This is a genomic window from Stutzerimonas stutzeri (assembly GCF_000935215.1).
GTDB lineage: Bacteria > Pseudomonadota > Gammaproteobacteria > Pseudomonadales > Pseudomonadaceae > Stutzerimonas.
The window spans coordinates 1-8003 of the sequence record NZ_JXXD01000268.1 but is presented as its reverse complement, the minus strand read 5'-3'; the positions used below and the strand labels follow the sequence as shown (position 1 = coordinate 8003).

Genomic DNA, 8003 nt, shown 5'->3' with positions numbered 1-8003 from the left:
GTGAAGGACGAGGACCAGGTTTGACCGCCATCGGTGCTGTACTCGATGGTCGCACCGGCTTCGGTTCCGCCAATGGTCAGGGCACCGGAGTTAGTGATGCTGTCCGAGCCGCTGGCGCCAGTGTCGGCCTGCAACGAAACGGTCGGCGCGGCGACCTGGGTGTCGAGGGTGAAACTGACGGTAGTGGCCGCGGAGGTATTACCGGCCACATCGGTCTGACGGACGGAAACGGTGTTGCTGCCTTCGATGGCCGAGAAGCTATCGGTCCAGGTCTGGCCGCCGTCGGTGCTGTACTCGACGGTGGCGCCGGTCTCGGTTCCGCCGATGGTCAGGGCGCCATTGTTAGTGATGCCATCAGTGCCGCTTGTGCCGGTATCGGCCTGCAACGAGACGGTCGGTGCGGCTGGCGCAGTGGTATTGACGAAAGCGTTAGAAAAGGCGGCGCTTTCTTCAGCGGTCTCGAACGTGGTCGAAGTCAAGCCGTCCGTCGGAAATCCGATCGTCGCCTGCACTTGTTCGCCTGTTTCGTCCAGGACGATGGCCGTATGGCCGCCACCGGAACCGCCGGCCCCGCCGCCTGCGCCAGGACCGGCAGCGGTCGCTTCCAGATCAGTGGTGGGGTCGAAGCCATCGGCGATTGCTTGTTCCAGCTCCGAGATCGGCTCGGAATCGCCTGTGTCAGCCAGCTCGCCAGCTTGCCAGGATGCCGATTCGCCCAGGCTGATCATCTCGCCATTCGGTAGCTCCAGCGTTACGGCGCTGCCTGCCTCGGTCAGGACCTGCTCACCGCTGAACAGCCGGTCACCTTCAAACAAAGCGCGGCGAACGCCGTCCGCCGATATCGCAAACGCCTGGCCGATAACGCTTTTCACGACGACGTAGTTAGAGCTCATGTTCTTTGCTCCGAATGGTAGATGTAGACCGGCTTGGGGCCTGATAGAGTGCCGCCGAGCTGCGGAGTATACTTGCTATATTTTTGACGCTAATAAAAAGTCGACGAGTGGAGGGTCAATCTATTGACCCTCGATAGCGTGATGTTAAACAATGTACGTAATGATGTCACTGTGATAGCAGGTACGCTTTTTTCATTAAGCCGAAAACGCTCACGCAGTAGTGGTATTACGCACCCATATGGGTCCCGTTTGCGCTCTGTTGTCGTGTCGGCCTTGCCACTCGCCCAACTTTCGGAACCCGTCGTCATGAAGCCTTTCGCCCTGGTGCTTCCCCTGTTTTTCGCCGTCTCGGCCGCCGCTCATGCGCAGTCTTTGCAGGAGGCAATGCGCAGCGCGCTCGATACCCATCCGGAAATCAGCGCCGGCGTTCACGCTCGTATGGCGGCCGAGGAGCAGCTGCGTTCCGCTAAGGGCGGCTATTTGCCCCGAGTGGATCTGGTGGCGGGTTATGGTCGAGAGGGCACTGACAGTGTCAGTACGCGTCAGGATGAGCATGGTTACCGTACGCTGAGCCGGGGTGAGGCGAGCCTGACTGCCCAGCAGATGTTGTTCGACGGTTTCGCCACCTCCAGCGAAGTGAAGCGCCAGCGCGCTACGGTCAACGCTCGGGCCTATGAGTTGTTGGGCAGTGCGGAGCGCACCGCATTGGAAGTGGCGCAGGTGTACATGGATGTCCTGCGTCGTGAGGCGCTAGTGCGTCTGGCCGAGGAAAACCTGCGCAGCCATGAGCGGATCTTCGATCAGATCAGCCTTCGCAGCCGCCAGGGCGTCGGGCGGATGGCCGACCTCGACCAGGCCGAGGCTCGTCTGGCCCAGGCGCGCAATAACCTGATTACAGAACAGACCAACCTTGCCGATAGCCAGGTCAACTACCTCGCGCTGGTGGGGAAGATGCCGACCGACTTGAGCCGGCCGGCGCTGGCTGCGGTGGAGCTTGCGCAGAGCCTTGAGCAGGCGCGTGAAAAGATGCTGGTGGAAAACCCGCAGCTGCGTTCGGCGCAGGCGGACGTGAACGCCGCCGAGGCGCAGGTGCAGGCAGCCAAGTCCGAGTTCTACCCGCGCTTTGCGCTGGAGCTCGCGAGTGGCGCCAATAACGATATCGACGGCGTGAACGGGCACGAGAACGAATGGCAGGCCATGGTACGCATGCGCTACAACCTGTTCGCGGGCGGCAGCAACAGTGCTGACCTACGCGCTCGCGCCAGCCAGGTCGGGCAGGCCATGGATATTCGCAACAACGCGCTGCGTCTGCTCAGCGAGGAGATGGGGCTGGCCTGGAACGCTCTGAACAACGCACGCCAGCAGCTTCCGATTGCTCAGGAATACGTCGATCGCAGCAGCCGTGTGCGCGATTCTTACCAGCAGCAGTTCACCCTGGGTGAGCGTACGTTGCTGGATTTGCTCGACAGCGAGAACGAACTGTTCACCGCTGCGCGTCGTCTCGAAGACGTGCGCTTTAGTGAGGCTTTGAGCCATTACCGCATCCAGGCGGTCAGCGGCTCTCTGTTGCGCAACCAGGGGGTCGTGGCGCCCCTGGCCGCCGTGCCGATGGATGACGTGCGCGCTCAGGTCCAGTTGCCCGCGATGAATTAAGAGGGCGGCCCGTCGGGTCCCATGATGCACTCTCAGGATGCTGTAACGCCCGAGGCGGCCTTGCGCTTCGACCCGCGCTCGAGCCATGACGATCCGCTGCTGGATGGCCTGCTCTCGCTCTGCGCCTTCCACCAGAAGCCAGCCAGCCGGGCGACGCTAAGTGCCGGTTTGCCACTCGCCGATCATCGACTGACTCCTGAGCTGCTGCCGCGTGCGGCAGCCCGGGCAGGTCTGCGCGGTCGTTGGCTGCGTCGTGAGCTGACTCAGATATCCGCCCTCGCGTTGCCTGCACTGTTGCTGTTGCGTGACGGGCGTTGCGCATTGCTACTGGGCTGGCAGCCGGACGGGCGGGCGCGGGTGATGCCCAGCGAGTCCGAGGGTGGTGAGCTGGATGTCGCGCGAGAAATCCTCGAGGAAGACTACACGGGGCAGGCCTTCTTCGCTCAGCCGCAACACCGCTTCGATCTGGATCGCGGTGAACTTATCCCGCGGACGACTCACTGGTTTCGCGACACGCTGAAGCGTTCGCGCTGGCTGTATATCGACGCCATTGCCGCCAGTTTCGTGATCAGTCTCATCGGCCTGGTCACGCCGCTGTTCGTCATGAACGTCTACGACCGTGTGGTACCGAACCAGGCCGAGGCAACGCTCTGGGTGCTGGCCATCGGCATCAGCGGTGCGTTCGTGTTCGATCTGCTGCTCAAGACGTTGCGTGGGCTGTGTCTGGATCTGGCTGGCAAGAAAACCGATCTGATCATTTCCGCCACGCTATTCGAGCGGGTGGCAGGCATGCTGATGCGCCACCGCCCAGCGCGCGTCGGGACCTTCGCCCAGCACATTCACGAATTCCAGTCACTGCGCGAGTTTCTCGCTTCGCTGACGCTGGCGAGCCTGATCGATCTGCCATTCACCTTGCTGATCATTGCCGTGATTGCGCTGATCGGTGGGCATCTGGCGTGGGTGCCGCTATTGGCCTTTCCGCTGGTTGCAGCACTCAGCTTCGCGCTGCAGCGGCCCCTGGCCGACACCCTGGAACGCACCATGGCGCTATCGGCAGAGCGTCAGTCGAGCCTGATCGAAACGTTGGCAGGCCTCGATGCGGTGAAGGTCAACAACGCGGAAAGCGAGCGTCAGCATCTTTGGGAGCAGACCATCGGCAGCCTGAGCCGGCTTGAATTGCGTGCACGCATGCTGTCGAGCCTGGCGCTCAACTCCACGATGGCGCTGCAGCAGTTCGCTGGTGTGGTGATGATCGTGCTCGGCGTGTATCAGATCATCGACGGCCAGCTGAGCATGGGGGGGCTGATTGCCTGCTACATGCTCAGCGGTCGCGCCCTGGCACCGCTCGGTCAGGTGGCGGGTCTGCTCACCCGCTATCAGCAGGCCAAGGTCACGGTGCGCTCGGTGAACGACATGATGGCGTTGCCGCAGGAGCGGCAGAGTGGCGAGCGGCCGTTGAAGCGGGAAAACCTGCAGGGTGCGATCGAATTCCGCGGCGTGGATTTCAACTACCCCGAGCAAAAGGACGCCGCCCTGCGGCAGATCAGTCTGGTCATTCGTCCAGGCGAGAAGGTGGGCATCATTGGGCGCAGTGGCTCCGGCAAGAGCTCGCTGGCCAAGCTGATCGTCGGCCTGCATCAGCCCGATGCCGGCAGCCTGCTGGTCGACGGCATCGACCTGCGGCAGCTGGATGTGAGCGACGTGCGCAACAACATCGGCTATGTGGCGCAGGATATCCAGCTGTTTTCCGGCACGCTGCGCGACAATCTGCTGATGGGCGCGCGCTATGTCGAAGACGATCGGGTAGTGAAAGTGGCCGAATTGGCAGGGGTGCATGAATTTGCCCGTCTGCATTCCAAGGGCTACGAACTGCAGGTGGGCGAGCGCGGCCAGAACCTTTCCGGCGGCCAGCGCCAATGCGTGGCGCTGGCGCGCGCATTGTTGCTCGATCCGCCGATCCTGTTGCTCGACGAGCCGACCAGTTCGTTGGACAACACCAGCGAGGAACGCTTGAAACAGCAGCTGGCAGAGGTCGTTGCCGACAAGACCTTGCTGCTGGTAACTCACCGCACTTCGATGTTGAGTCTCGTCGATCGGCTGGTGATCGTCGACCGTGGCCAGATCGTCGCCGATGGGCCGAAGGCGTCGATTCTCGAGGCGTTGAAGAAGGGTCAGATCCGTGTCAGCTAAGCATTCGATCCCCCCGATCCAGGCGCGCGGTGGCGTCGGCTCGGTGTTCGGCTCCCGTGGCGAACCCCTGCCGGAGGTGCGCAAGGCGCTCATCGAGGACGCACCGCGGCTGGTGCGCCTGACGATATGGGGACTGCTCGCTTTCGTGCTGTTCCTGGTGCTCTGGGCGCATTTCGCCATCGTCGATGAAGTCACCCGGGGCGAAGGTAAGGCCATTCCCTCGTCACGCCTGCAGAAGATCCAGAACTTGGAGGGCGGCATCGTCGCCGAGCTGTTCGTTCGAGAGGGGCAGATCGTAGAGGCCGGCGATCCGCTGCTGCGTCTGGACGACACGCGTTTCGCCTCCAACGTAGGTGAAACCGAAGCTGACCGCCTGGCGCTGGCAGCGCGAGTGGAGCGCCTGTCGGCCGAGGTTGAGGGGCGCGACCTGGCGATGCCCGAACATGTGCTGCGTGATGCCCCCAACCTCGCCGACAGCGAGCGCGCCTTGTTCGAGAGTCGCCGCGACCAGCTGCGCGATGAAATCGGCGGGTTGGAAGAGCAGCTCGCCCAGCGTCGTCAGGAAGTGCGCGAGATGAGTTCCAAGCAGGAGCAGTTCCGCAGCAGCCTGGCCCTGCTGCGCAAGGAGATCGCGATGTCCGAGCCGCTCGTCTCAAGCGGCGCCATCTCACCGGTGGAAGTGCTGCGGCTCAAGCGGGCTGAGGTGGAAAGTCGCGGGCAACTCGATGCCACCACCCTGGCGCTGCCTCGCGCCAATGCGGCGATCAAGGAAATCGAAAGCAAGATCGGCGAGACGCGCGGGCGGTTCCGCAGCGAGGCCCTGACTCAGCTCAACGAGGCGCGTACCGAGCTGTCGAAGCTGAAGTCTACCGGCAAGGCGCTGGAAGACCGGGTGCGTCGTACGCTCGTCACCTCCCCGGTTCGGGGCGTTGTCCAGCAGATGCTCGTCAGCACCATTGGCGGCGTCATCCAGCCAGGCAGCGACATCGTCGAGATCGTCCCGCTCGACGACACGTTGCTGGTCGAGGCCAAGGTTCGCCCGCAGGACATCGCTTTCCTGCATCCGGGGCAGGAGGCGATGGTCAAGTTCAGCGCCTACGACTTCACTGTTTATGGCGGCTTGAAGGCGGAGCTGGAACACATCAGCGCCGACAGCATCACGGACGAGGATGGCAACAGCTTCTTCCTTATCCATCTGCGCACCGACAAGAGTCACCTGGGCAGCGATGAGAAACCCTTGCTGATCATCCCCGGCATGATGGCTTCGGTAGACATCATCACCGGTCACAAGAGCGTGCTGAGCTATCTGCTCAAGCCGATCATCCGCGCCAAGGCCGAGGCACTTCGCGAGCGCTAGGTGGTGGCGCAGGAAAAATCTGCTAACAATGGCTGTCAGTAGGGCCGATCCACACTGCGCAATAATGCGCCGTCGACCATCTGGGAGTTTCCATGAGCAGCACTGCGCCAGCCAGCGAAGGCGAAAAAATCCTCATCGTCGATGACGATGCCCGTCTGCGACGTCTGCTCGAGCGTTTTCTCGACGAGCAGGGCTACCGCGTCCGTACCGTGGAAAACACCGAGCAGATGGATCGTTTGCTCAGCCGCGAGCTGTTCCAGCTGGTGGTGCTCGACCTGATGATGCCGGGTGAGGATGGTCTGTCTGCGTGCCGCCGGCTGCGCGAGGGCAACAATCAGATCCCGATCATCATGCTCACCGCCAAGGGCGACGAGGCCAGTCGCATCCAGGGCCTGGAGCAGGGCGCCGATGATTACCTGGCCAAGCCCTTCAACCCCCGTGAGCTGCTCGCGCGCATTCGTGCGGTGCTGCGTCGGCAGGCGCCGCAGGTTCCGGGCGCGCCGGCCAGTGAGGACGAGACCGTCACCTTCGGCGAGTACGAGCTGTCGCTGGCGACCCGTGAGCTGAAGAAGGGCAACGAGGTGCACATGCTCACCACCGGTGAGTTCGCCGTACTCAAGGCGCTGGTCCAGCACGCACGCGAGCCGCTGACCCGCGACAAGCTGATGAACCTCGCCCGCGGGCGCGAGTGGGATGCACTGGAGCGCTCCATCGACGTGCAGATATCCCGCCTGCGTCGGCTGATCGAGCCGGACCCGTCCAAGCCGCGCTATATCCAGACCGTCTGGGGTGTGGGTTACGTATTCGTGCCGGACGGCAACAAGTGAGTTGGCTGCGGCCTGCTGCAGGCTGCGAGCGCGTTACGCTCGCGGCCTGCCGTCCTGGGCCTGCCGTCGGGACTTCATGAAAACTCCGCTCTGGTTCCCGCAAAGCTTCTTCGCCCGCACCCTGTGGATGGTGCTGATCGTGGTGCTGTTCTCCAAGGTCCTGACGCTGGTCTATCTGATGACCAACGAGGACGTGCTGGTTGACCGCCAGTACAGCCACGGCGCGGCACTGACGCTGCGTGCCTACTGGGCCGCCGATCTCGAAGACCGCGACCGTATCGGTCGCGCCGCCGGCCTGCAGCTGGTGGCCGAGCAGAACGTGCCGCGCAGCGAATACCACTGGCCCTACACCGAGATCTTCCAGCGGCAGATGCGCGACGAGCTGGGCGACGATACCGAGGTGCGCGTGCGTATCCAGCCGTCCACGGCGATCTGGGTGCGCGCGCCTGCGTTGGGGCCGGACTGGGTGCAGGTGCCGCTGTACGCCTATCCGCTGCGTGGCCAGCGCATCTGGAGCGTGCTCGGCTGGTTCCTCGGTATCGGCCTGCTGTCCACCGGTGCGGCGTGGATCTTCGTCAGCCAGCTCAATCTGCCGCTCAAGCGGCTGGTCTTCGCCGCACGGCAGATCGGCAAGGGCCGGCGCGTGCGTCTGCCGATCAGCGATACGCCGAGCGAGATGACCGAGGTGTATCGCGCCTTCAACCAGATGGCCGAGGACGTCGAGCAGGCTGGCCGGGAGCGCGAACTGATGCTGGCCGGGGTTTCCCACGATCTGCGCACGCCATTGACGCGCCTGCGCCTGTCGCTGGAGCTGATGAGCAGCGATGACGAGCTGACCGACGACATGATTCGTGATGTCGAGGACATGAATGCGATCCTCGATCAGTTCCTCGCCTTCGTCCGCGACGGCAGCGATGAACCGGTGGAAACCACCGACCTCGGTGAGCTGATCCGCGAAGTGGTGGCACCCTACAATCAGCAGCAGGAGATCGTGCGGCTGTGCGTCGAGCCGATGCCGCCGTTCGCCCTGCGTCGGGTATCGGTCAAGCGGCTGCTGGTCAACCTCATCGAGAACGCCTTGCG

General features: G+C 63.3%; 6 protein-coding genes. 5 read left to right on the top strand and 1 reads right to left on the bottom strand.

Translation table 11 applies throughout. From position 1 onward, the window contains the following. A partial coding sequence (locus LO50_RS25235) for a retention module-containing protein (protein ID WP_044316330.1) occupies positions 1–893 on the bottom strand: 893 nt, incomplete at its 3' end. 306 nt (positions 894–1199) lie between these two features. On the opposite strand from LO50_RS25235, the gene LO50_RS21675 reads away from it, so the two are divergent. The 5 genes from LO50_RS21675 to LO50_RS21655 form a co-directional block, all read left to right on the top strand. Next, complete coding sequence (locus LO50_RS21675; RefSeq protein WP_042927658.1) at positions 1200–2546, top strand: TolC family outer membrane protein; 1347 nt, start codon at positions 1200–1202, stop codon at positions 2544–2546. A gap of 21 nt (positions 2547–2567) precedes the next feature. Next, positions 2568–4736 (top strand): type I secretion system permease/ATPase, encoded by a 2169-nt coding sequence (locus LO50_RS21670; RefSeq protein WP_152624002.1) that lies wholly within the window; start codon positions 2568–2570, stop codon positions 4734–4736. Between the two features lie 7 nt (positions 4737–4743). Continuing rightward, a complete protein-coding gene (locus tag LO50_RS21665) occupies positions 4744–6093 on the top strand; it encodes an HlyD family type I secretion periplasmic adaptor subunit (protein WP_042927660.1) in 1350 nt (449 codons plus the stop codon). 92 nt (positions 6094–6185) lie between these two features. Further along, a complete protein-coding gene (gene ompR, locus LO50_RS21660; RefSeq protein WP_014821967.1) occupies positions 6186–6920 on the top strand; it encodes an osmolarity response regulator transcription factor OmpR in 735 nt (244 codons plus the stop codon). A gap of 76 nt (positions 6921–6996) precedes the next feature. Then, positions 6997–8003: histidine kinase dimerization/phospho-acceptor domain-containing protein (locus LO50_RS21655; RefSeq protein ID WP_044316331.1), on the top strand; the 1007-nt coding region annotated here is incomplete at its 3' end.

Coding starts and splice junctions, on each gene's coding strand:
- LO50_RS21675 (WP_042927658.1), top strand. CDS start 1,200: ATGAAGCCTTTCGCCCTGGTGCTTCCCCTGTTTTTCGCCGTCTCGGCC.
- ompR (WP_014821967.1), top strand. CDS start 6,186: ATGAGCAGCACTGCGCCAGCCAGCGAAGGCGAAAAAATCCTCATCGTC.
- LO50_RS21670 (WP_152624002.1), top strand. CDS start 2,568: ATGATGCACTCTCAGGATGCTGTAACGCCCGAGGCGGCCTTGCGCTTC.